24 protein-coding genes are annotated in these 22,886 nt (G+C 72.6%); 14 read left to right on the top strand and 10 right to left on the bottom strand.

The features are described from left to right. Nucleotides 1–8: 8 nt before the first annotated feature. Genes H2038_RS07475 through folD form a run of 3 tightly spaced genes read right to left on the bottom strand, consistent with a single transcriptional unit; the run spans nucleotide 9 to nucleotide 2,357 of the window. On the bottom strand, nucleotides 9–644 hold the full coding sequence (locus H2038_RS07475; protein ID WP_292111136.1) for a YgcG family protein: 636 nt from the start codon (nucleotides 642–644) through the stop codon (nucleotides 9–11). Between the two features lie 50 nt (nucleotides 645–694). After that, the gene (locus tag H2038_RS07470; RefSeq protein WP_292111133.1) at nucleotides 695–1,381 is read right to left on the bottom strand and encodes a LemA family protein; all 687 of its coding nucleotides are present in this window, start codon (nucleotides 1,379–1,381) and stop codon (nucleotides 695–697) included. Nucleotides 1,382–1,433: 52 nt separating this feature from the next. Continuing rightward, nucleotides 1,434–2,357 (bottom strand): bifunctional methylenetetrahydrofolate dehydrogenase/methenyltetrahydrofolate cyclohydrolase FolD, encoded by a 924-nt coding sequence (gene folD, locus H2038_RS07465; RefSeq protein WP_292111132.1) that lies wholly within the window; start codon nucleotides 2,355–2,357, stop codon nucleotides 1,434–1,436. Nucleotides 2,358–2,454: 97 nt separating this feature from the next. Between folD and H2038_RS07460 the strand changes: the two genes are divergently transcribed. Together H2038_RS07460 and fni are read left to right on the top strand one after the other, a co-directional pair. Next, nucleotides 2,455–4,287, top strand: coding sequence for a PPC domain-containing protein (locus tag H2038_RS07460; protein WP_292111129.1), 1,833 nt, complete (start codon nucleotides 2,455–2,457; stop codon nucleotides 4,285–4,287). A gap of 54 nt (nucleotides 4,288–4,341) precedes the next feature. Continuing rightward, nucleotides 4,342–5,394, top strand: a complete 1,053-nt coding sequence (fni, locus tag H2038_RS07455) for a type 2 isopentenyl-diphosphate Delta-isomerase (RefSeq protein ID WP_292111126.1) — start codon at nucleotides 4,342–4,344, stop codon at nucleotides 5,392–5,394. Between the two features lie 99 nt (nucleotides 5,395–5,493). Here the strand turns inward: fni and hutH are convergent, their stop codons facing one another. Then, complete coding sequence (gene hutH / locus H2038_RS07450; RefSeq protein ID WP_292111123.1) at nucleotides 5,494–7,023, bottom strand: histidine ammonia-lyase; 1,530 nt, start codon at nucleotides 7,021–7,023, stop codon at nucleotides 5,494–5,496. Nucleotides 7,024–7,031: 8 nt separating this feature from the next. Then, on the bottom strand, nucleotides 7,032–8,708 hold the full coding sequence (hutU, locus tag H2038_RS07445; protein ID WP_292111120.1) for a urocanate hydratase: 1,677 nt from the start codon (nucleotides 8,706–8,708) through the stop codon (nucleotides 7,032–7,034). Between the two features lie 185 nt (nucleotides 8,709–8,893). Here hutU and H2038_RS07440 point away from each other — a divergent pair, with 185 nt between their 5' ends. Both H2038_RS07440 and hutI read left to right on the top strand, forming a co-directional pair. Next, the gene (locus tag H2038_RS07440) at nucleotides 8,894–9,781 is read left to right on the top strand and encodes an agmatinase family protein (RefSeq protein ID WP_292111117.1); all 888 of its coding nucleotides are present in this window, start codon (nucleotides 8,894–8,896) and stop codon (nucleotides 9,779–9,781) included. Next, nucleotides 9,778–10,986: an imidazolonepropionase gene (gene hutI / locus H2038_RS07435; RefSeq protein ID WP_292111115.1), complete on the top strand. Its 1,209-nt coding sequence runs from the start codon at nucleotides 9,778–9,780 to the stop codon at nucleotides 10,984–10,986. Before H2038_RS07440 ends, hutI begins: the two co-directional genes overlap by 4 nt. 142 nt (nucleotides 10,987–11,128) lie before the next feature. Here the strand turns inward: hutI and H2038_RS07430 are convergent, their stop codons facing one another. Beyond that, nucleotides 11,129–11,731: a nitroreductase gene (locus H2038_RS07430; RefSeq protein WP_292111111.1), complete on the bottom strand. Its 603-nt coding sequence runs from the start codon at nucleotides 11,729–11,731 to the stop codon at nucleotides 11,129–11,131. A 45-nt stretch (nucleotides 11,732–11,776) separates the two neighbouring features. Between H2038_RS07430 and H2038_RS07425 the strand changes: the two genes are divergently transcribed. From H2038_RS07425 to H2038_RS07400, 6 genes are all read left to right on the top strand, one after another. Next, nucleotides 11,777–12,430: an NUDIX hydrolase gene (locus H2038_RS07425; protein WP_292111108.1), complete on the top strand. Its 654-nt coding sequence runs from the start codon at nucleotides 11,777–11,779 to the stop codon at nucleotides 12,428–12,430. Between the two features lie 22 nt (nucleotides 12,431–12,452). Beyond that, on the top strand, nucleotides 12,453–13,274 hold the full coding sequence (gene cysE, locus H2038_RS07420) for a serine O-acetyltransferase (RefSeq protein WP_292111105.1): 822 nt from the start codon (nucleotides 12,453–12,455) through the stop codon (nucleotides 13,272–13,274). A 63-nt stretch (nucleotides 13,275–13,337) separates the two neighbouring features. Continuing rightward, nucleotides 13,338–13,547, top strand: a complete 210-nt coding sequence (locus tag H2038_RS07415) for a DUF3126 family protein (RefSeq protein WP_092310331.1) — start codon at nucleotides 13,338–13,340, stop codon at nucleotides 13,545–13,547. A gap of 77 nt (nucleotides 13,548–13,624) precedes the next feature. Next, the gene (locus H2038_RS07410) at nucleotides 13,625–14,260 is read left to right on the top strand and encodes a hypothetical protein (protein WP_292111095.1); all 636 of its coding nucleotides are present in this window, start codon (nucleotides 13,625–13,627) and stop codon (nucleotides 14,258–14,260) included. 3 nt (nucleotides 14,261–14,263) lie between these two features. Further along, the gene (locus tag H2038_RS07405) at nucleotides 14,264–15,133 is read left to right on the top strand and encodes a 50S ribosomal protein L11 methyltransferase (RefSeq protein ID WP_292111093.1); all 870 of its coding nucleotides are present in this window, start codon (nucleotides 14,264–14,266) and stop codon (nucleotides 15,131–15,133) included. Between the two features lie 55 nt (nucleotides 15,134–15,188). Beyond that, a complete protein-coding gene (locus H2038_RS07400) occupies nucleotides 15,189–15,695 on the top strand; it encodes a hypothetical protein (protein WP_292111090.1) in 507 nt (168 codons plus the stop codon). Between the two features lie 2 nt (nucleotides 15,696–15,697). On the opposite strand, the gene H2038_RS07395 is transcribed toward H2038_RS07400, so the two are convergent. Continuing rightward, nucleotides 15,698–16,177 carry a peptidase S1 gene (locus H2038_RS07395; protein WP_292111087.1) on the bottom strand — a complete coding sequence of 160 codons (480 nt, stop codon included), beginning with the start codon at nucleotides 16,175–16,177 and terminating at the stop codon, nucleotides 15,698–15,700. A gap of 91 nt (nucleotides 16,178–16,268) precedes the next feature. Between H2038_RS07395 and H2038_RS07390 the strand changes: the two genes are divergently transcribed. The 4 genes from H2038_RS07390 (at nucleotide 16,269) to H2038_RS07375 (ending at nucleotide 17,620) form a co-directional block, all read left to right on the top strand. Next, a complete protein-coding gene (locus H2038_RS07390) occupies nucleotides 16,269–16,730 on the top strand; it encodes a DNA polymerase III subunit chi (protein ID WP_292111085.1) in 462 nt (153 codons plus the stop codon). 77 nt (nucleotides 16,731–16,807) lie between these two features. Then, nucleotides 16,808–17,047 carry a hypothetical protein gene (locus H2038_RS07385; RefSeq protein ID WP_366926488.1) on the top strand — a complete coding sequence of 80 codons (240 nt, stop codon included), beginning with the start codon at nucleotides 16,808–16,810 and terminating at the stop codon, nucleotides 17,045–17,047. A 16-nt stretch (nucleotides 17,048–17,063) separates the two neighbouring features. Next, nucleotides 17,064–17,354 (top strand): I78 family peptidase inhibitor, encoded by a 291-nt coding sequence (locus tag H2038_RS07380; protein WP_292111082.1) that lies wholly within the window; start codon nucleotides 17,064–17,066, stop codon nucleotides 17,352–17,354. Then, nucleotides 17,345–17,620 carry a peptidase inhibitor I78 gene (locus H2038_RS07375; protein ID WP_292111080.1) on the top strand — a complete coding sequence of 92 codons (276 nt, stop codon included), beginning with the start codon at nucleotides 17,345–17,347 and terminating at the stop codon, nucleotides 17,618–17,620. Before H2038_RS07380 ends, H2038_RS07375 begins: the two co-directional genes overlap by 10 nt. A gap of 6 nt (nucleotides 17,621–17,626) precedes the next feature. On the opposite strand, the gene H2038_RS07370 is transcribed toward H2038_RS07375, so the two are convergent. From H2038_RS07370 to H2038_RS07360, 3 genes are all read right to left on the bottom strand, one after another. Beyond that, nucleotides 17,627–18,418, bottom strand: coding sequence for a thioredoxin domain-containing protein (locus H2038_RS07370; RefSeq protein ID WP_292111077.1), 792 nt, complete (start codon nucleotides 18,416–18,418; stop codon nucleotides 17,627–17,629). Nucleotides 18,419–18,432: 14 nt separating this feature from the next. Then, the gene (locus tag H2038_RS07365) at nucleotides 18,433–19,842 is read right to left on the bottom strand and encodes a M48 family metalloprotease (protein ID WP_292111074.1); all 1,410 of its coding nucleotides are present in this window, start codon (nucleotides 19,840–19,842) and stop codon (nucleotides 18,433–18,435) included. A gap of 64 nt (nucleotides 19,843–19,906) precedes the next feature. After that, nucleotides 19,907–22,489, bottom strand: a complete 2,583-nt coding sequence (locus H2038_RS07360; RefSeq protein ID WP_292111071.1) for a ribonuclease E/G — start codon at nucleotides 22,487–22,489, stop codon at nucleotides 19,907–19,909. Nucleotides 22,490–22,886 lie beyond the last annotated feature (397 nt).

The following is a 22,886-nucleotide window of genomic DNA, read 5'->3' as shown; positions in this document are numbered from 1 at the left end:
CTTCCTGTTCATGGCGCTGGCCCTGATGGGCGGGCTCGCCGGCCGCGGCCGGCGAGCCCGCCCATCAGGGCCAGCGCCATGAACAGGAAGACCGCGGCGACGAAGACGATGGGGCCGATCGGCGCGCCCGCCTCCGGCCGTTCGGCCGCCGCGGCGCGCGCCTGGGCCTCGGCCGGATCGAGCCGCAGCTGGGCCTCGATGGCGGACACCCCCTGCTCGATGCCGCGCTCGAAATAGCCGTCGCGGAACGCCGGCAGGATCTGCTCGTGGATGATCATCGCCGACAGGGCGTCGGTCAGCACCGGCTCGAGGCCGTAGCCGACCTCGATGCGCACCTTCCGCTCGGTCGGCGCCACGATCAGCAGGACCCCGTTGTCCTCGCCCGCCTGGCCGATGCCCCAGGCCCGGCCCAGCCGGTAGCCGTAGTCCTCGATGGCGTAGCCCTGCAGGTCCGGAACCGTGACCACGACCAGCTGGTCGGTGGTGTCCTGCTCGAGCCGCTCGAGCCGGGCGGAGAGCTCCGCCTCCTTGGCCGGGGACAGCAGCCGCGCCTCGTCGACCACCCGACCGGTCAGCGGCGGGAAGCGCGGATCCGACTGCGCGGCCGCGGCTCCGGCCATCGCCAGCAGGACGACGGCCAGCATCGCCGCGAAGGCGCCGATCCTGCCCGTCAGGCGTCCTGCAAGGGCGGGTATCACTGCGTCGGCGCGTTCGCGGGCGGGGTCGCGCCGGGGGCCGCCGACGGCGCCGCGCCTCCGCCCGCCGCGGCGGGGTTGAGAGCGTCGAAGTTCACGCCCGGGGCGCTCTGGGCGGCCTCGGTGGCCGTGAACAGCTGCATCGGCTCGGAGCCGCCATGGATGGTGTTGGCCCAGATCACGGTCGGGAAGGTGCGCAGGCTGGTGTTGTAGTCGCGCACGGCCTCGTTGTAGTCGCGCCGCGCCACGGCGATCCGGTTCTCGGTCCCCTCCAGCTGCGACTGCAGGGCGAGGAAGTTCTGGTTCGACTGCAGCTGCGGGTAGTTCTCGACCACCATCAGCAGCCGCGACAGCGCCTGCGACAGCTCGCCCTGGGCGGCCTGGTAGCGCTGGAAGGCCTGCGGATCGCTCAGCGTCTCCGGCGTCACCTGCACGCTGGTGGCGCGGGCGCGCGCCTCGACCACCTGCGTCAGCGTGGTGCGCTCCTGGATCGCCGCCCCCTGCACCGTCGCGACGAGGTTCGGCACCAGATCGGCGCGGCGCTGGTACTGGCTCTGCACATCGGCCCAGCGGGCCTTGGCCGCCTCCTCCTTGGTGGGGATGGCGTTGATCCCGCAACCGGCGAGGGCGGGGGTCGTCACCAGGACCGCGGCGAGGACCGCGGCGCGGGGCGAGAGGCGGATCATGGGGCGTCTCCTGAGGGCCGTGGCGGGACTATTGGCCCGGACGCGGCCCGGTTCAAGCGTCCAGCGGCTCCGGTTCGACGCCCGCGCTGCGGCAGGCGGCGACGTAGGTGTTGGCCAGCAGGCAGGCGATGGTCATCGGCCCGACGCCGCCTGGCACCGGGGTGATGCGGCCGGCCACCTCGACCGCCTCGTCGAAGGCCACGTCGCCGACCACGCGGGTCCTGCCTTCGGCGGCCTTGGCCGGGTCGCGGGACGGGACCCGGTTGATGCCGACGTCGATGACCGTGGCGCCCGGCCGGATCCAGTCGCCGCGCACCATCTCGGGCCGTCCGACGGCGGCGACCAGGATGTCCGCGCTGCGGCACAGGGTCGGCAGGTCGCGGGTGCGGGAGTGGGCGATGGTGACCGTGCAGCTTTCCGCCAGCAGCAGCTGGGCCATCGGCTTGCCGACGATGTTCGACCGGCCCACGACGACGGCGTTCAGGCCCGACAGATCGCCGAGCTCGTGGCGCAGCAGCATCAGGCAGCCCAGCGGCGTGCAGGGCACCATGCCGGGCAGCCCGACCGCCAGGCGGCCGGCGTTGACCACGTGGAAGCCGTCGACGTCCTTGTCGGGATCGATCGCCGCCAGCACCTCGGCGCTGTCGATGTGGGCGGGCAGGGGCAGCTGGACGAGGATGCCGTGAATATGCGGATCGGCGTTGAGCCGGCCGATCAGCCCGAGCAGCGCCTCCCGGGTGGTCTCCTCCGGCAGCCGGTGGGTGTCCGACCGCATGCCGGCCCGCTCGGTGGTCTCGCCCTTGTTGCGGACGTAGATCCGGCTGGCGGGATCCTCGCCGACGATGATCACCGCCAGACCGGGCTTGACCCCGGTGGAGGCCTCCAGGCGGCGGGCGGCGGCGGACACCCGGTCGACCAGGCCGGCCGCGAAGGCCTTGCCGTCGATAAGAGTCGCGCGCGCAGGTTCGGCCGTCATGGGTTCGGCTCCGGTCGTCAGGAATCGTGCGGTCCGCGCGATTTACAGAGAGGCGGGTTCGGCGTCTATGATCGACGGCGAATTGAGGGGACCCCGCATGCGCCGTCAGATGATTCTCGCCGCCGTCAGCTTCCTGGCGCTGTCGGCCGCCGGCGGCGCCGTGCGGGCGCAGGAGCCGCAGGGCCTGACGGTCGGCGCCAGCGTGGAGGGCGAGATCGACGACGCCGACGCGCAGGCGGAGGACGGCCTCTACCGCTACGACGCCTGGACCTTCCAGGCGCGGGCGGGCCAGCGGCTGGAGGCGGTGATGCGCTCGGCGGCGTTCGACGCCGCGCTGGAGGTGATCGGACCCGGGGGCGACGAGGAGCCGCTGGCGTTCGACGACGACGGCCTGGGCGAAGGCACCGACTCGCGGCTGCGGTTCACGACGGCGGAGGCGGGGATCTACATCCTGCGGGCCCGGACCCTCGGCGAGGGCGGGGAGGGCGCCTACAGCCTGACCCTGACCGAGCGGCCGCCGGCGCGCCGCGCGCCGCGCCCGTCCGCCATCCGCCTTGGGCGGCCCGTCCAGGGCGAGCTCGGCGCCCGTGATCCGGAGGACGATGCCGGCAGTCCCTACGACGCCTGGACCTTCCGCGCTCGCGAGGGCGAGCGCTTCGCCATCGCGCTGGACAGCGAGAGCTTCGATCCCCTCGTCAGGGTCGGCCGGATGGAGGGCGACGCCTTCATCGAGCTCGCCATGAACGACGACGGGCCCGACTCCGGCCTCAACGCCTGGCTGGTGTTCGTCGCCCCCGAGGACGGGACCTACATCATCCGCGCCGCCGGGCTGGGGCCGGGGGCGGAGGGCGGCTACACCCTGACGCTGGAGCCGGGGCCCGAGCCCCTTCCGGCCGAGCCGATCGCCATCGGCGCGACCGTCGAGGGCGCCCTGAGCGAGGATGACGGCAAGAACGCCAACGGCGTCCCGGCGGACGCCTGGGGATTCGAGGGCCGCGAGGGTCAGCGCCTCCGCATCGACATGACCTCGACCGAGTTCGACACCTTCCTCGAACTGTTCGACGCCGCCGGGACCAGCCTCGCGACCGACGACGACGGCGGACCCGAGGGCACGGATTCGCGCCTGATCTTCACCCTCCCGGCGGACGGCCCCTATGTGATCGAGGCGCGGGCCTTCACGACGGCCACGGGCGCCTACAGCCTGTCGCTGTCCGAGATGGAGCCGGAGCGGGCCCCGGAGCCGCTGGCGTTCGGGACCACGCTGGAGGGCGAGATCGGCGAGGCCGACTCCCGCGACGACGAGGATCGCGGCTTCGACGGCTACGTCGTGTCCGGGCGCGAGGGACAGCGCATCCAGGCCATCATGCGCTCGGGCGACTTCGACACCTTCCTGCAGATTGGCCGCGCCGGCGACGCCTTCTCGGCGCTGGCGTCCGACGACGACGGCCTGCAGGAGGGCACCGACTCCCGCCTCAACTTCACCCTGCCCGAGGACGGCGACTACGTGCTGCGCGCCTCGCCGCTCGGATCGGACGGCGAGGGGCTGTACTCGCTGGAGCTGATCGACCGGGGGCCGCAGCCCGAGGCCGGCAGCATCCTGGTCGGTGCGACCGCTCGCGGGACGCTGACGGAGACGGACGCCACCGCCCAGGACAACAGCTTCTACGACGCCTACCGGGTTTCGCTGAAGGCGGAGGAGAAGCTGGTGGTGATGATGGTCTCGAACGAGGTCGACAGCTTCGTCACCGTCGGCCGTCCGGGCGAGGAAGGCGCCTTCGAGGTGCTGGGCAGCGACGACGACAGCCTGTCCGACACCCACGCCAGGCTCGAGTGGACCGCGCCCTCGGACGGGGAGTACGAGATCCGGGCCGGCACCTACCAGCAGGGGCAGACCGGCGCCTACGCCCTGATTGTCGAGAAGCAGCCCTGAGCCCCGTCCGGCGTTGAGGACGCGACAGCGCCCGCGCGCGCCCGGAGCCCCCCGATGGCCGACCCCGCCGCCCGCAAGGACCAGCACCTGGACGTGATCCTCGCCGGCGGGGCGCGGCACCGGCTGGACAGCGGCTTCGACGCGGTCCGCTTCGTGCACGAGGCCCTGCCTGACCTCGACTACGGCAAGATCGACCTCGGCGCGGACTTCCTCGGCCGGCGGCTGAAAGCGCCCCTGCTGATCAGCGCCATGACCGGCGGCCCGGCGCGGGCCGCCGCCATCAACGCCCGCCTCGCGGAGGCGGCCCAGCACCTCGGCATCGCTTTGGCCGTCGGCTCGCAGCGGTCGGCGCTCGCCGCGGACGGCCCGACCCCCGGCCTCGACATGACCATGCGGCTCAAGGCGCCGGACACACCGATCCTCGCCAACATCGGCGCCGCCCAGCTGACCCGCGGCTTCGGCGTGGACGAGGCCCGGCGGATCATGGACATGATCGCCGCCGACGCCCTGGTCGTGCACCTCAATCCGCTGCAGGAGGCCTGCCAGCCCGAGGGCGACCGAGACTGGTGGGGCGTCGGCGCGGCGCTGGAGGCGCTGGTGCGCACCCTCGACGCGCCGGTGGTGGTCAAGGAGACCGGGGCCGGCCTGTCGGCGGCTACCGCGCGGCGGCTGGCGGAGATGGGGGTGGCGGCGATCGACGTGGCGGGCGCCGGCGGGTCGAACTGGGCCAGCGTCGAGGGCGCCCGCGCGGAGGCGGAGGCCGACAAGGCCCACGCCGCCGCCTTCGCCGCCTGGGGAATCCCTACGGCGCGGGCCATCGCCGAGGCGCGGGCGGCCTGTCCGCGGACGCTGATCATCGGCTCGGGGGGCGTGCGCGACGGCGTCGACGCGGCGCGGGCGATCCGGCTGGGCGCGGACATCGTCGGACAGGCGGCCGGGGTGCTGGCGGCGGCGACGGAGTCGACCGAGGCGGTGGTGGGCCACTTCCAGACCGTGATCCGGCAGCTGCGGACCGTGTGCTTCTGCACCGGCTCGGCCAATCTGACGGCGCTGGCCCAGGCGCCGCTGCAGGCCCCCGTGGCGGGCGGGGCCGAAAGCGCACCCTGAAGAAATTCGGGTGCACATCGTGCACATTTTCCCTGACGACCCGGCGAAACGCGACGCCCGGGCAGTCTCCCGGCCCGGGGCGTCAGATCCGGTCGTGCGTCAGGCCGACGGGAGAAGATCGCCCGCGAACGGCCGGTAGCGGCCGGCCCGCACGCCGGCGGTGGCCCGCTCGATGTCCGGGGCGAAGTAGTGGTCCGAGGCGTAGGGCGCGGCCGCCTCGCGCACGATCGACCACACCTGCTCGAGGTCGGGGGAGGATTTCAGCGGGCGGTGGAATTCGAGGCCCTGGGCCGCGGCCAGGAGTTCGATGCCGACCACCGTCGCCGCGTTCTCGGCCATGTCCAGCAGGCGGCGCGCTCCGTGGGTGGCCATGGAGACGTGGTCCTCCTGGTTGGCGGAGGTGGGCACGGTGTCGATCACGCACGGGTGGGCGACCATGCGGTTCTCGGCCACGAGGGCGGCGGCCGTGACCTGGGCGATCATGAAGCCGGAGTTGAGGCCGCTCTCCTTGACCAGGAAGGCGGGGAGCTCGCTCATCTTGGGGTCGACGAGGATGGAGGTGCGCCGCTCGGAGATGTTGCCAATCTCGCACAGGGCCATGGCGATCTGGTCGGCGGCGTAGGCCACGGGCTCCGCGTGGAAGTTGCCGCCGGAGATGACGTCGCCGTCGTCGATGAACACCAGCGGATTGTCGGTGACGGCGTTGGCCTCGCGCTCCAGCATGGCCGCGGCGTTGCGCAGCACGTCCAGCGTGGCGCCCATGACCTGGGGCTGGCAGCGCAGGGAGTAGGGGTCCTGCACCTTGGCGCAGTCGTGGCGATGGCTGTCGCGGATGGCGGAGCCGGCCATCAGGCCGCGCAGGCGGGCGGCGACGTCGATCTGGCCCGGCTGGCCGCGCAGGGCGTGGATGCGCGGGTCGAAGGGGGCGTCGGAGCCCTTGAGCGCGTCGACCGACAGGGCGCCGGCGGCGACCGCGGCGGCGAAGCAGGCCTCGGTCGCGAACAGGCCGGCCAAGGCCAGGGCGGTGGAGCACTGGGTGCCGTTGAGCAGGGCCAGCCCCTCCTTGGGGCCGAGGGTCAGCGGCCGGCGGCCGACCCGGGCCAGCGCCGCCTCGGCGGACAGGGTCTCGCCGTCCGCGCGGGCCTCGCCGACCCCGATGAGCACGCAGCTCATGTGCGCCAGCGGCGCGAGGTCGCCCGAGGCCCCGACCGAGCCCTTGGACGGTATGCAGGGAAGGATGTCGGCGTTGACCAGCTCGACGAGGGTCTGCAGCGTCTCCCGCCGGACGCCCGAGGCGCCCTTCGACAGGCTGGCGATCTTCAGGACCATCAGTAGACGGACAATCGCGTCCTCCAGCAGCGGGCCCACCCCGCAGGCGTGGCTGAGGACGAGGTTCTTCTGAAGGGTCTCAAGGTCCTCCGGCGCGATGCTGGTGTTGGCCAGCAGGCCGAAGCCGGTGTTGACGCCATAGACGGTGCGGCCCTCGGCGACGATGGCGGCGATGGTCGCCGCGCCCTTGTCGACAGCGGCCCAGGCGGCGTCGGTCAGGCTGATCGTGACCGGGCCGTCGAGCACGGCGCGCAGCCGGGCGAGGGGGAGGGGGGCGGAGCCGATGGCGAGGTGGGTCATGGCAGGTCTCACCCCTGGGTCAGCGAAGGCAGGTTCAGGCCATGCTCCCGCGCCGCGTCGCGGGCGATGTCGTAGCCGGCGTCTGCGTGGCGCATGACGCCGGTGGCCGGGTCGTTCCAGAGGACGCGCTCCAGCCGCTTCGCCGCCTCCGGCGTGCCGTCGGCGACGATGACCACGCCGGAGTGCTGACTGTAGCCCATGCCCACCCCGCCGCCGTGGTGCAGCGACACCCAGCTGGCGCCCGAGGCGGTGTTGAGCAGGGCGTTGAGGAGGGGCCAGTCGGACACGGCGTCCGAGCCGTCAATCATTGACTCCGTCTCGCGGTTGGGGCTGGCCACCGAGCCGGAGTCGAGATGGTCGCGGCCGATGACGATCGGCCCGCTCAGCTCGCCGGAGGCCACCATCTCGTTGAACATCAGGCCGGCGCGGTGGCGGTCGCCGAGGCCGATCCAGCAGATGCGGGCCGGCAGGCCCTGGAAGGCGATGCGCTCGCCGGCCATGTCCAGCCAGCGGTGCAGGCCCGCGTTGTCCGGGAACAGTCGCTTCATCGCCGCGTCGGTCTTGCGGATGTCCTCGGGATCCCCGGTCAGGGAGGCCCAGCGGAACGGGCCGATCCCGCGGCAGAACAGCGGGCGGATGTAGGCGGGGACGAAGCCGGGGAAGGCGAAGGCGTCCTCCACCCCGGCGTCGAAGGCGACCTGGCGGATGTTGTTGCCGTAGTCGACGGTGGGCACGCCGGCGGCATGGATATCCAGCATCGCACGCACGTGCACGGCCATGGAGGCGCGGGCGGCGGCCTCGACGGCGGCGGGGTCGGTCTGGCGCTTCGTCTCCCACTCGGCGACGGTCCAGCCGATCGGCAGATAGCCGTTGACCGGGTCGTGGGCCGAGGTCTGGTCGGTGACCAGATCCGGCCGCACGCCGCGCTTCACCAGTTCCGGGAGGACTTCGGCGGCGTTGCCCAGCAGGCCGATGGATACAGGCTTCCTGGCCTTGAGCGACTGCTTCAGCAGCTCGAGCGCCTCGTCCAGGGTCTCGGCCATCATATCGAGGTAGCGGGTCTTCAGCCGCATCTCGATGCGGCTGCGCTGGCACTCCACCGCGAGGCAGGAGGCGCCGGCCATGGTCGCCGCCAGCGGCTGGGCCCCGCCCATGCCGCCGAGGCCGGCGGTGAGAATCCACCGACCCGACCAGTCGCCGCCGTAGTGCTGGCGCCCGGCCTCGGCGAAGGTCTCGTAGGTGCCCTGAACGATGCCCTGGGTGCCGATATAGATCCACGAGCCGGCCGTCATCTGGCCGTACATCATCAGACCCTTGCGATCGAGCTCGTGGAAATGCTCCCAGGTCGCCCACTTCGGGACGAGGTTGGAGTTGGCGATCAGCACCCGTGGCGCGTCCGCATGGGTGCGGAACACGCCGACGGGCTTGCCGGACTGGACCAGCAGGGTCTGGTCGGGCTCGAGGGCGCGCAGTTCGGCGACGATGCGGTCGAAGCTGGCCCAGTCGCGGGCGGCCTTGCCGATGCCGCCGTAGACCACCAGGTCCTCGGGCCGCTCAGCCACCTCGGGATCGAGGTTGTTCATCAGCATGCGCAGCGCCGCCTCGGCGGCCCAGGTCTTCGCGCTCATCTCCGGACCGCGCGGGGCGCGGATGACGCGGGCGTTCGGGGTCTGTTGAGTCGACATGGCCCTCCTTACCCCTCTCCCGGCGGGAGAGGGAGGGGCCCGCGCGCGAGAGCGCGCAAGCGCGATCGTGCGTGGGAGGGAGTGGGCGTCGGAGGGCAGCGGGCTGGTGCTGAATCCCCACTCCCTCCCGTCGGCTTCGCCGCCGGGCCCCTCCCTCTCCCCCTGGGAGAGGGGTAAGAGGAGGCATGACAGACTCAGAAGCCCTCGGCTGGCGCTCCGTCGCGGACCTCGTCGGCGACCACCCCGATGCGCCGGTCGCCCTCGTCGGCGCGGGCGTTAACGAGCGGTCGCTGACGCCGGGGCGGTGCGACCTGGGGCCGAAGGCGCTGCGCGCCGTGCTGCCGCGGTTCTCGACGTACGATGTAGAGAGCGGGCGGGAGCTGGCGACGCGGGTGCACGACGCCGGCGATGTGTTCGTTAAGGCCCTGGCGCCGGCGGAGGCGTTCGCGCCGGTCCGCGACGCGGTGCAGGCCCAAGCGTCCCGCGCCCTGACTGTACTTATCGGGGGCAACAACGCGATCACCCGCGCGGGCGTCCACGCCCTCGGCCTCGACCGCGTCGGCCTGCTGACGCTGGACGCGCATTTCGACCTGCGCGACACGGACCATGGCCTGACCAACGGCAATCCCGTCCAGGCCCTGCTGGAGGACGGCCTGGACGGCCGCCGCATCAGCCAGATCGGCCTCGCCCCCTTCGCCAACACCCGGCGGGCCCACGACAAGGCCAGGGCGGCGGGCATCTCCGTCCGCACCGCCCGCGACTGCCGCGAACGCGGGCTCGCCGCCGTCGCGGCCGAAGAGCTCGCCCGCCTCTCGGTCCTCTGCGACGCGATCTACGTCGACTTCGACATCGACGTCATCGACCGCAGCCAGTGGCCGGCCTCGCCGGGGGCGCGGCCCGGCGGGGTTTCCGTCCATGACTTCTTCGACGCGACCCGCGTCATCGGCGCCCATCCGAAGGTCCGGGCCGTCGACCTGACCGAGTACGATCCGTCGCTGGAGGTGGGGGACCTCGGCGCGCTGACGGCGGGGCGGTGGTTCTGCGAACTGCTGGCCGGGTTCGAGGCGCGATGAGCGACCTGCTCCTCACCGATTGCCGCCTCGCCACCATGACTCCCGGCGGCGCGTCGTTCGGGGCGGTGGAGGACGGGGCCGTCCTGATCGAGGGCGGCCGCATCGTCTGGGCCGGGCCGCGCGCCGACCTGCCTGTGCACAAGGCTGTGGAAACCCACCGGCTCGACGGGCGCTGGGTGACGCCGGGGCTGGTGGACTGCCACACCCACCTGGTGTTCGGCGGCGACCGCTCGGGCGAGTTCGAGCAGCGGCTGAACGGCGTCTCCTACGAGGCGATCGCCCGGGCCGGCGGCGGCATCGTCTCGACCATGACGGCCACGCGGGCGGCGTCGGAAGATGAGCTGTACGCCAGCGCTCTGACGCGGCTGGCGGGGCTGAAGGCCACGGGCGTGACCACGGTGGAGATCAAGTCGGGCTACGGTCTGGACCGCGACAGCGAGCTGAAGATGCTGCGCGTGGCGCGGCGGATCGGGCGCGAGGCCGGGGTGCGGGTGCGGACCAGCTACCTCGGCCTGCACGCCGTGCCGCCGGAGCACCGGGCGGACCGCGCCGCCTATGTGGACAAGGCTGTGGATGAAATACTCCCGGCGGCGCACGCCGGGGGCCTGGTCGACGCCGTCGACGCCTATTGCGAGCCGATCGCCTTCTCCGTCGGGGAGGTCGGGCGGCTGTTCGAGCGGGCGCGGGCGCTGGGCCTGCCGGTGAAGCTGCACGCGGACCAGCTGTCGGACGGCGGCGGGGCGGCGCTGGCGGCGAGATACGAAGCGCTGTCCGCCGACCATGTGGAACACACGACCGAGGCGGGCGTGAAGGCGATGGCGGCGGCGGGGGTGGTCGCGGTGCTGCTGCCCGGGGCCTTCCTGATGCTGCGCGAGACGAAGGCCCCGCCGGTCGATCTGCTGCGGCGGCACGGGGTGGAGATGGCGGTGGCGACCGACTGCAACCCGGGCACCTCGCCGGTGGCCTCGATGACGGCGGCGCTGAACCTGGCCTGCGTGCAGTTCCGGCTGACGCCCGGCGAGGCGCTGGCGGGGGCGACGCGGGTGGCGGCGAAGGCGCTGGGACTGGCGGACGAGGTCGGGACGATCGAGGCCGGCAAGGCGGCCGACCTGGCGGTGTGGGACGTCGAACGCCCGGCCGAGCTCTGCTACTGGCTGGGCAAGCCGCTGCTGCACCGCCGCTACCTCGCGGGCGCGCCGGCGTAATCGTCCGTCAAGGCGAATCCGCCCATGCTGGACCCATGCGTCCGTTCCGTGACCGCACCGAAGGCCTGCTGGTCGCCGCCCTGGTGGCGGTGACGCTGGCGCTGGTCGTGGCGACCGGGCTGTCGGTCGAGGCGGCGCTGGCTCAGATCTGGTAGGTCGTGCGGCTGGCGAGGTCCGGCCGGGGGCGCTCCAGCGGCGGCTCGGACAGGGTGCCGATGTGGATGAAGCCGGCGACCTGCTCGTTCGCTGACAGGCCCAGCAGGGCCGTGGCCTCGGGGTCGTAGCTGTACCAGTCGGTGATCCAGCTGGCCGAATAGCCGAGCGCATTGGCGGCGTGCTCGAGGTTCATGCACACGGCGCCGGCGGACAGCCGCTGCTCCCACTCGGGCACCTTCAGGCTGGGGACCGGGGCCGAGACGACGAGGATGGTCAGCGGCGGGCAGGTCAGCTTGCTGAGCACCTTCGCAGCCTTGCCGGGGTCGGGCTGGCGGGCGGCGAGGGGCTCCAGCCGCGTGGCGAGGGCGGCCCGGCTCTCCGGCCCCATGACCACGAAGCGCCACGGGAACAGCTTGCCGTGGTCGGGGGTGCGGGCGCCGAGGGCGAGGATGCGCTCGACCTCGGCCGGGGAGGGACCGGGGGCGGCGAGCGCCTGGGCCGGAGCCGAGCGCCGGGTGGCCAGCCGGCGTTCCAGCTCGGGCGAGGGGACGGGGAGGGGCAGGGAAGCGCCCAGGTCGGCGTCGGTCATGCCGCCTAGCTAGTGCCGCGGCCGCCGCTGCGCCATACCCGGCGGATGACCGACTCGCGCACCGCCTTCGACGCCGACCGCCCGACCCCGGCCTGGGACGACGGAAGCGACCGCCCGCCGCCGTGGCGCGGCGAGGGCGAGGTCGAGCTGCTGTTCGAGAATCCGTGGATGCGGCTGACCCGCCAGCACGCGGTGGCGCCGACGGGGCACGGGTCCGACTATGTGGTGATGCGGCCGAAGAACATCTCGGTCGGGGTGCTGCCGCTGCACGCGGACGGCACGGTCACCCTGGTGGGTCAGCAGCGCTTCGCCCTGATGAACTGGTCGTGGGAGATGCCCGAGGGCGGGGCGCCGTTCGACGAGGACCCGTTCGCGGGGATCCAGCGCGAACTGGCCGAGGAGGCGGGGCTGAAGGCGGCGGTGTGGCGGGAGGCCTACAAGGCGGAGATGACCAATTCGATCACCGACGAGCGGGCCATCGCCTGGCTGGCGTGGGACCTGTCGCCGGCGACGGGGGAGCTGGACCCGACCGAGGTGATCCGCGTCGCCCGCGTCCCGTTCGGCGACCTGCTGCGCGAGATCGGGCGCGGGGCGATCCGGGACATGTTCACGCTGGCGACGGCGCTCCGGGCCTACCATATGGCGCGCGAGGGCGAGCTTCCGCCCGAACTGGCGAAGGCCCTGCTGGCCAGCGTATGATCGCCGCCTGATGGAGCCGCCGATGCCGAAGCTGGAAGTCGTCGCCGCCCGCACCGACGTGTGGTCGCAGTTGCGCGAGGCGGCCGAGGCGGCGGCGCGCAATGAGCCGCACCTCGCCTCGCAGATGAACGCGGTGATCCTGTCGCACGGCGACCTGTCGGCGGCGCTGAGCTTCCAGATCGCCCGCAAGCTGGGCGACGCGGAGCTGGGGGCGATGTCGGTGCGCGAGGTCTGTCGCGACGCCCACGAGGCCGATCCGGGCATCGTGGCGGCGGCGGAGGCGGACCTGCAGGCGGTGGCCGAGCGCGATCCGGCGATCCGCTCGCTGCTGCAGCCCTTCCTCTACTTCAAGGGCTTCCAGGCGCTGCAGGGGCACCGGGTGGCGCACTGGCTGTGGACGCAGGGGCGCGACACCCTGGCCTTTCACCTGCAGAGCCGGATGTCGGAGCTGTTCCAGATCGACATCCATCCCGCCGCCCGCCTGGGCTCGGGTCTGTTCCTCGACCACGGCACCGGCATCGTGATCGGCGAGACAGCGGTGGTCGGGGACGAGGTGTCGATGCTGCACGCCGTGACGCTGGGCGGCACCGGCGCCGAGCGCGGCGACCGGCACCCGAAGATCGGGCGCGGCGTGCTGCTGGGGGCGGGGGCCAAGGTGCTGGGCAACATCACCGTCGGCGACTACGCCAAGGTGGCCTCGGGCTCGGTGGTGCTGAAGCCGGTGCCGGCGGGCTGCACGGTGGCGGGCGTGCCGGCGCGGCTGGTCAACTGCCCGACCGAGGCGACCCCGGCCCGGACGATGGACCATACCTTGGCCGACATCGTCTACGACTTCGTCATCTGAGCCTTTCCCCCGGCGGATCGTTTCTCTAGGGTCCGCGCCCAACATGAGACCCGAGGAAAGCCCATGAACGCCGCCGACATGAAGCGCGTCGAGACGCACCTGAAGCGCACCTTCAACACGGGCGGCATCATCGTGAAGCCGCGCGGCAAGCCGGCCGACTCGGCCGAGGTCTATGTCGGCGACGAGTTCATCGGCGTGGTCTTCGAGGACGAGGACGAGGCTGGCAGCTTCATGTTCGAGATGGCCATTCTGGCGGAAGACCTGCCGGAATAGGTCCCGCCGACCAGGCACGAAAAAGCGCCGGAGGAGCGATCCTCCGGCGCTTCGTCGTTTCCGCAGGCGATCAGCGCTTGCCGAAGATCGCGTCGAGGACCTTCGTCAGGAAGCCCTTCGGCTCGGCCCGCTTGGTCTCCGCCGATCTGGGCGCCGCCGCGGCGGCAGGCTTCGGGGCCGTGGCTGCGGCCGCGGGCTTCGGGGCGGCCGCCTTCGGAGCGGCAGCCTTGGCAGCGGCCGCCTTCGGCGCAGCGGTCTTCGCAGCGGCCGGCTTCGCGGCGGCCCTGGCGGCCGTCGGAGCCTTCGGGGCGGCGGTCTTCGCCGGCGCGCTCTTCGCCGCCTTCGGCGCCGCAGCCTTCGGCGCAACGGCCTTCGGGGCGGCCGCCTTCGCGGGCGCCTTGGCGGGCGCGGCCACCGTGGTCTTCGCCTTCGCGGGCGCCTTCGGCGCGGTCGTCTTCGCCGGGGCCTTGGCCGCCGCGGTCTTCGCCGCCGGCGCGTTCACAGGCGCCGCAGCGGCGGTCTTGCGCGACGCGGCGCTCGACTTCGTCGCCGCTTTCGGCTTGGAAGCGGCGGACGCCGCCTTCGTCCCGGACGCGGTACTCGACGTGGATGGTGCTTTGGCCATGGACTCCCCGACCCCTCGGTTGTTGCGATCGCTGGCGACACAGCGCACGCCAGCGCGTGCCTCGATTCGGCATCATAACGGCGTTTGAGAAATGTCAGAGTCCGCAGTCCAGATTATCGCCCGCGGCGCGCGCGCCGTCGCCGAGGCGGCCGCCGCCGGCCTCGACGCCGATCCCCTGCTGGAGGGGGCCACCTATTCGATCCTCGAGGAAGACGAGGACCGCGGAATCTGGCGCATCGACGCCTTCCCGACCACCGAGGCGGAGGCGGCCGGGATCGAGGCGAGGCTGAAGCAGCACGAAGGCCTGGCGGTCTCGGTCGAGAAGCTGGCGGACGCCGACTGGCTGGCGATGTCGCTGTCGGGCCTGCCGCCGGTCGAGGCCGGGCGGTTCTTCGTCTACGGCGCCCACGACCAGGGGCGGGTGCCGCCCAACCGGGTGAACCTCAAGATCGACGCCGGAGCCGCCTTCGGCACCGGGCACCACGGGACCACGGTGGGCTGCCTGCTGGCCTTCGACGAACTGCTCAAGCGCGAGCGGTTCGAGCGCGTGCTGGACGTCGGTTGCGGCACCGGGGTGCTGGCCATCGCCGCGGCGCGGACCGGGTCGCGGGTGGCCATCGGGACGGACATCGACGCCCCCTCGGTGCGCATCGCGAACGAGAACGCCGCCCTCAACCAGGCGAAGGCGCGCTTCGTTCACGCCTCCGGGCTGAACGACCGCAGGGTGCGGGGGGAGGGGCCGTACGACCTGGTCTTCGCCAACATCCTCGCCCCGCCGCTGGTGGCGCTGGCCCAGGACATCAAGGAGGCCCTGAAGCTCGAGGGCGTGGCCATCCTGTCCGGCCTGCTGCGCACCCAGGAACGGCGGGTGACGGCGGCCTACCTGTCGCGCGGCTTCGTGCTGGAGCGGCGGATCCACCGCGACGCCTGGAGCGCCCTGGTGCTGCGGCGGAAGGGTTAACGGCGGAACGGGGCGCCAGCGGAGCCGTTGCGGTCGTTCCACAGGAGGACCGCCCGTGACCTACACCGATCCCGACCTCGATCCGCGACGCCCGGCTCCGGGCGGGCCCGCGATCCACGAGACCATCATCGCCGGGCCGGCCGTGACCGAAACGGTCGAGACGGTGGTGGTGCGGGAGTCCAACACCGGCTGGTGGATCGCCGGCATCCTCGGCGGCCTCGTGGTGCTGGCGGTGCTGTGGATCCTGTTCGCGCGCGGCGGCGAGCCGGAGGCGGACGCGGCCCTGCTCGAGGCGCAGGCGCAGGCGGCGGCCGCCCAGGCCCAGGCCGACCAGGCCCGGATCGCGGGGCAGGTCGCCGGAGCGCAGGCCGGCATCGACATGGCCCGGGCCGACGCCGCCCGTTCGCAGGCCGAGGCCGACCGCGCCGTCGCCGAGGCCCGCGCCGCCGAGGCCCGGGCGGAGACGCCGGTGGTGATCCAGGCCCCGGCTCCGACCCCGGCGCCGGCCCCGGCTCCGGCCGGCGGCACGGCGGTGATCCGGCCGACGGCGCCGCAGGGCTGAACCTAGCGGCTGCTCACCTCGGAGACGTGCAGGCGGGCCGGCCGCGCGGCGCCGGACTGGTAGGTCCCGATCCAGATGTCGTACTGGCCGCTGGACGGCGCGTTGAAGCGCAGCGCCGGGTTGGATCCGTTCACGCCCCCGTCGTCGTCGCAGCGCCAGCTCCCGTCCGGCGCGTTGACGACGAGCGTGGTGTCGACGGCGGAGTCGACGGACAGGATCAGCGGCAGCCCGCCCGCCTCATAGTTCACCCGGACGTCGGGGGCGTTGGTGATGAAGCCGGCGCAGCCGGCGGAGATGCGGCTGGCGGCGATGTCGCCTCCGGCGCGCAGGCTGATCACCCGCGGATCGGGTTCGAAGCCCGCCGACAGGTTGATCGCGCCGTAGTTCGGCGCGGCGCCCGGGTCCTGCGCCAGGGCAGGCGCGGCGGCGGCGGTTCCGAGGCCGGCGAGCAGGGCGGCGGCGACTCGAAGGCGAATGGACATCTGCGTCCCTCCCGTTGGAATGAACGCCACGTTCGCCTAGCTTCCGGACCTCCGTCATCCTTCCGAATCTGATGCAACCGCAGGCGAGGCGATGCCAGAGGCCCACCCCGAGATCTGGTTCTATCACCTGGAGCGCTCGACGCTGAACGAGGTGCTGCCGGGCCTGCTGGAGAAGTGCCGCGAGCGGGGCTGGCGCGGGCTGGTGCGGGCCGACGATGCGCGGCTGCTCGAGGAGCTGGACGAGCGTCTGTGGACCTGGCGGGACGACGCCTTCCTGGCGCACGGGCGGGCCACGGAGCCGTTCCCGGAACGGCAGCCGATCCTGCTGAGCGAGACGGGGGAGAACCTGAACGGCGCTCAGGCGCTGTTCATCGTGGACGGCGCACAGCTTGGCGATACGAAGGGATACGAGAGATGCTTCATCATCTTCGACGGCCGGGACGAGGCGTCGCTGACCGGCGCCCGGGAACGCTGGAAGGCGCTGAAGCAGGCCGGGGCCAACCTCGCCTACTGGCGGCAGTCGCCCGAGGGGCGCTGGGAAAAGGCGGCCTGATCGGCCTCGCCGCGCTCGCGGCCTGCGCCAGCCCGGCGTCGGACGCCTCCGCGCCGCGCACGGTCGAGCGGGCCAATGTGGTCGTGCCGCCGGTGGGCAGCCGGGTGCCGCGGGATCCGACCGTCGATCTCTGCCGGGCGGGCGAATTGCAGTGGCTGGTCGGGAAACCGAAGTCCGAGATCCCCGTTCCGGTCGACGTGGTGAACCGGCGCGTGACCTGCACCACCTGTCCGGTGACCGAGGACTTCGTCCCGCACCGGCTGAACATCTTCTTCAACGCCGACACCGACGTGGTCGAACAGGTCCGCTGCGGCTGAATCCAGGGAGCGACGCATGAAAACCGCCATGATCAGCCTGGCCGCGCTGGGCCTTGTCGCCGGCTGCGCCCCCGCGGCGCCCGACCCCGGTCCGACGCCGGGTCCGGACGCGCCGACCCAGTGCGGGGCCGATCGCTACCGGCATCTGGTGGGGCAGAACCGCTCCACCCTTCCGGCCGCTCCGGCGGGAGAGACCTGGCGGGTGACCTGCACCACCTGTCCGGTGACCATGGACTACAATCCCCGGCGCCTGAACATCCTGTTCGACGAGCGCACCGGCGTGATCCGGGAGGTCAAATGCGGCTGATCCTCGCCACCGCCGCCGCGGCAGGTCTGACCCTCGCCGCCTGCGCGCCGACGCCCGCAGCGGCCCCGACAGAGCCGCAGCGCTGCGACGCGGACGGCGCGCGCTCGTTGATCGGCTCGCACGTCGGGGCGGTGACCTTCCCCCGCGACGCCAACGTCCGCATCGTCTGCACGACCTGCCCGACGACGCGGGACTATCGACCCGACCGGCTGAACGTGCGGTTCAACGAGACCACCGGGATCATCGAGAGCGTCGACTGCGGCTGACGCGGGTCAGCCGCGGGCCTTGGCCTCGCGGATGGCCCGGTCGATGTCCGCCGGCTGGATGCTGGCGCTGGCCCGTCCGTTGACGAAGAAGGTCGGGGTGCCGACCAGGCCGAGCGTCTGGGCGGCCGCCTGGATCTCCGTCAGGTGCCGGGCCACGCCGACGCTCTCCATCGCCGCCTCCGCCTGCGGCAGGGCGACGCCGTTGGCGGCGAGGATGCGATCGACCGCGGCCGGATCCAGCGCCGGCTCGGCCATCAGGTCGCGGAACACCGGCAGGTATTTGCCCTGGCGATGGGCCGCCTGGGCCGCGCGGGCGGCGTAGTGGGAGGTGACCTCGGTCCCGCGGTCGAGGATCGGCCAGTCCTTGAACACGAAGCGCACGTCCGGGTGGGCCTGCATCAGCCGCAGCACCTCGGGGGCCGTCGCCTTGCAGCCCGGGCAGCGGAAGTCGAAGAACTCGATCACCGTCACCTTGGCGTCGGCGGGACCGAAGGCCGGATCGTCGGCGTCCACCGCGAGCAGGCCGGGATTGGCCGCCGCGCGCTCGTTGATGGCGTCGGCGAGAGCGTTGTCCTGGTTGGCCTGCAGCGCCGTGCTCATCTCCTGCAGGATCTCGGGGTTCTGCAGCAGGTAGGTCCGCACCTTCTGATCGAAGTCGCCGCCGCCGGTCAGCCACGGGACCGCCGCCAGCACCAGGGCCGCCGAGGACAGCACAAGGGCCGCGATCGTGGCCCGCTCGGGGGTGAAGAGGGGCCGCGCGCGCGGCGGCTCGGGCGTCTGGTCAGGCGCTTCGGTCATGGAACTCCTGGGGGTCAGCCGCCGACGGGAACGACCGTGGGGCGGTTGCGGCTGTTGCGGCGGTCGAGGGCGTCGACATCGTCCTGGGTGGCGCCGGAGGCGAAGACGATATCCATCGCCCGGGTGTAGTCGGCGGTCCCGCGCTCCAGCATGTCGCGGGCGCGCAGGGCGAACTGGGTGGCCTGCTCCTCGGCGCCCATGGCGAAGTACATCTCGGCCGAGGCCAGGCGCGCCTCGCCCTCCTTGCCCTGGCTGGCGTAGGCCTGCGAGAGCAGCCGCCAGGCCATGGTGTTGTCGCGCTCGAGCGCGGTCGCCCGCTTCAGATGATCCACCGCGGCCTCGAGCCGCGCCGGCTCCCGGGTCTCGATCATGGCGTGGGCCAGGTTGATGCGCAGCAGCGGCGCATCGGGCATCAGGTCGACCGACTTCTGGTGGGCGCCGATGGCCTCCGCCGGGCGACCTTCCTCGAACAGGATCTGGCCGCGCAGCTCCCACAGGTACGGGTTGTCGGGCTGTTCGGCCAGCAGGGCGTCCACGGCGGCGAGGGCGCGGTCCGTCTGGCCGTCGCGGTACCAGGCGATGGCCCGGGCGTAGCGGGCCGGGTAGGAGACGTCGCTCTCCGGATAGGCCCTGAGGGTGGTGTTCGGCGCGTCCATGAAGGCGTGGATCTTGGCCAGCACCAGCGCGTGCTGGGCCATCCGCTCCGGGCTGTCGGTCTTCGCATAGCTCGGCTGTTCGGCGACGAAGCGGCGCAGGTTCTCGATCCGCTGCGACGACAGCGGGTGGCTGCGGAAGTAGGGATAGCGCCGGGCGTCGGAGAAGACCTCCTGGGCGCGGAAGTTCTCGAAGAAGGTGACGAGGCCCCGGCCCGACTCGCCGGCCGCCTCCAGGGCGCGGGCCCCGGTGTTGTCGGCCTCGCCCTCCTGGTGGGTCATGTAGCGCAGGGCGCTCAGGGTGCCGAAGTACTGGCTGTTGCCGAGCAGGACGGCGCCCGCGTCGGGGGCTCCCGCCGCGATCGCCAGGGCCCCCAGCGCCATGGTCATCAGCAGCGGCTGCATGCCGGCCTGCTGGGCCCCGTCGCGGAGGGTGTGGCGGTTGCGGATGTGTCCGGCCTCGTGCGCCACGACCCCGAGCAGTTCGTTCGGGCTCTCGGTGCGCAGGATCAGGCCGGTGTTCAGCCCCATGATCCGGCCCCGGGTGGCGAAGGCGTTCAGCTGCTCGTCATTGATCAGGAGGATCTCGATCTCGGACGGCTCCAGCCCCATGGCCGAGAACACGGGGTCCGACCATTCGTGGATGATGCCCTCGATCTCGGTGTCGCGGATGGCGCTCTGCGCCGCCGCGCCGCCGGCCGAGGCCAGAACGACCCCGGCCGCGGTCACGGCGCCGATCAGGCGGGCGGCGTTTCGGGACAGCCAGGACATGGCGAACTCCTCAAGCCTCGGACGCCCCCGCCCGTCGTGATCCTCACAATCTAATCGCGGCGTTTCAGCGGCGCCACCATCCCCGCTTCGGCTTCTCGGGCGGGGCGACGATCTGGTTCGGGTCCTCGGCGATCAGCGCCGCCACGTCGACGTCCGGTTCGGCGGCCGGGGCCGGAGGCGCGGCGGCCGGTTCGTCGTCGACCGGGGCCTCGGCGGCGAGGGGCTCGGCCGGAGCCGGCGCCTCCACCGGTTCAGGCGCCGGCGGCGCGGCTTCCTCGACAGCGACCGCCTCGTCAGAGGCGGCAGGCGCCTCAGGCGCGGCCTCGGCGGCCACCTTGCGCCGGACCCGGCGACGGCGCGGCTCCTCGACCAGCGACGGCGCGGCGTCTTCGGCGGGGGCTTCGCCGGCGGGCGCGGCGGCGTCGGCCGCCGGCGCGTCGGGCGCGGCTTCGGTCAGGGGCGCGGAACCGGCGCCCTCGCCGTTGCGGTCACGGCCGCGGCCGCGGCCGCGGCGCCGGCGCGAACGGCCGGAGCGCTCGCCGCCGGTCTCCTCGGCCTGCACCGTATCTTCGCGGGCCTCGCGGGCCTCCCGGGCGGGACGGGCGTCGGCGTCAGCCTCGGCCTGCGGGCGCTCGGGGTTGATGGGGTCGAACCAGACGTAGGGATCGTCGAGCGAGGGGGTCCGTCCGCGCACCCAGAAGAAGGCGTCGCGATCGCCGTCCTCGCGCACCCGTCGACCACCGCGGCGCCCGCGGCGCCGGCGGCGTCCGCCGTCGCTGTCGTCGTCGTCATCGGCGGCGACCGGGGCCGCCTCGGCCGTTTCGCCCTCGTCGCGACGGCCGCCGCGGCGGCGGCGACGGCGACGGCCGCCGTCGCCGGTCTCGCGCGACTCTTCGCCGGCCTCGCCCGTCGGGGACTCGTCCTCGTCCTCCTCGTCGTCGAGGATCTCGTCCTCGTCCTCGTCTTCCTCTTCAGCCCAGGCGCCGTCGTCGAAGTCGTCCTCGAGATCGACCCAGGCCTCGCTGGCCTCGGGCGGGGTGAAGTCCTCGTTGGTCTCGGTCCGCTCGATGGCGTGCTCGCCCTGGCCGAGGCTGTCGTCGATCAGCACGATGACGTTCAGGCCGCGCTGGGTCAGCAGGCGCTGCAGGTAGTCGCGCTTGTGGTTGAGGATGTAGAGGCCGACCGCCGTGCAGATGCGCAGGTGGATGGTGCCGGCGCCGTTCTTGCCGGCCTCGATGTCGACCGCGCGCAGGGTCATCAGCGCGGCGCTCTCGGCCGAACGGATGCGGCCGGCGCCCTGGCAGTGCGGGCAGATCTCGGTGGCGCCCTCGATCACGCCGAGGCGACGGCGCTGGCGGCTGATCTCCATCAGGCCGAAGCTGGAGATCTTGCCCATCTGGATGCGGGCGCGGTCCTTGGCCAGCGCGTCCTTGAGCGCCTTCTCCACCGCGCGGTTGTTCTTCGACTCCTCCATGTCGATGAAGTCGATGACGATCAGGCCGGCGAGGTCGCGCAGGCGCAGCTGGCGGGCGGCCTCGACCGCGGCCTCGAGGTTGGTCTTGAACGCCGTCTGCTCGACGTTGCGCTCCTTGGTGGCGCGGCCCGAGTTGACGTCGATGGCGACCAGCGCCTCGGTCTGGTTGATGACCAGGTAGCCGCCCGACTTCAGCGGCACGGTCGGCTGGTGAATCTGGGCCAGCATCTCCTCGATGCCGTTCGAGGCGAACAGCGGCCGCGAGCCCTGGTAGAGGTGGATCTTCTTCGCCTGCGACGGCATCAGCACGCGCATGAAGTCGCGCGCTTCCTTGAAGCCTTCGACGCCCTCGACCTGGATGCCGTCGAAGTCCTTGTCGAACATGTCGCGCACGGCGCGGCGGACGAGGTTCTCCTCCTCATAGATGAGGGCCGGGGCGTTCGAGCGCAGCGTCGTCTCGCGGATCGTCTCCCACAGGCGCAGCAGGTAATCGTAGTCGCGCTTGATCTCGGCCTTGGTGCGCTTGGCGCCGGCGGTGCGGATGATCAGGCCCATGCCCTGCGGCACGTCCAGCGCGGCGGCCGCGGCCTTGAGGCGCTTGCGGTCGGCGGCGTTGGTGATCTTGCGGGAGATGCCGCCGCCCTTGCCGGTGTTGGGCATCAGCACGCAGTAGCGTCCGGCCAGCGACAGCCAGGTGGTCAGGGCCGCGCCCTTGCCGCCGCGCTCGTCCTTGACGACCTGGACCAGCAGGATCTGCCGGCGCTTGATCACGTCCTGGATCTTGTAGCGCCGCATCAGGCGGCGCTTCAGGCGCTCCTCGTCGGCGAGGCCGCCCTCGTGCTCGTCGTCGGCGCTCTCGCGGCCGAGGTCGTCGTCGTGATCCTCGTCGGCGGACGCCTCGGCCATGATGGCTTCGCGGTCGGCGACCGGGATCTGGTAGTAGTCCGGGTGGATCTCGTTGAAGGCCAGGAAGCCGTGGCGGTTGCCGCCGTACTCGACGAAGGCGGCCTGCAGGCTGGGTTCTACCCGGGTGACCTTGGCGAGATAGATGTTGCCGCGAAGCTGGCGCTTCGCGCGGGATTCAAAGTCGTATTCCTCGACCTGACGGCCCTCGACGATCGCAACGCGGGTTTCCTCCGCGTGGGCGGCGTCGATCAACATGGTCTTTGACATGAAGGGTCTCTCTCTGGCGCGCGCAGGCCCGGCCGGTCAGCGCGCGGCTGACGGGCGGGGCGGCTCGCCGAATGGGGGGAAGGGGGGCGCGGAGGCGCGCAGCCTGCACGCCGCGGCCGAAGCCGGCGGCGATGTCGGTCGGGTCAGACCGGAGGTTGAGGCTGGCGGTTGCGCCCATCGGGTTCAGTCGGTCCTGGGCCGGCCGTTCCGCTGTGAGCGCGGGGGTTCGGGGCCCTGGTCGTCGAATCGTCGCCCTGTCGGGCCGGCCGATCCTCGGATCAGTGAAAGCGGCGCCGCGAGGAGGGCGCGTCCGGTTCCGCCAGGGCAGGAAGGACGCGATCGGTTCGCGAGCGCACCAAGCATAGTCACGCCGCCGGCGAAATGAAAGGCGCGTTCG

Origin of the sequence: Brevundimonas sp. (assembly GCF_013912005.1) — a bacterium.
Classification (GTDB): Bacteria; Pseudomonadota; Alphaproteobacteria; order Caulobacterales; family Caulobacteraceae; genus Brevundimonas.
Note: the sequence above shows the minus strand (reverse complement) of the source record. Positions and strands in the feature narration are given on the sequence as shown.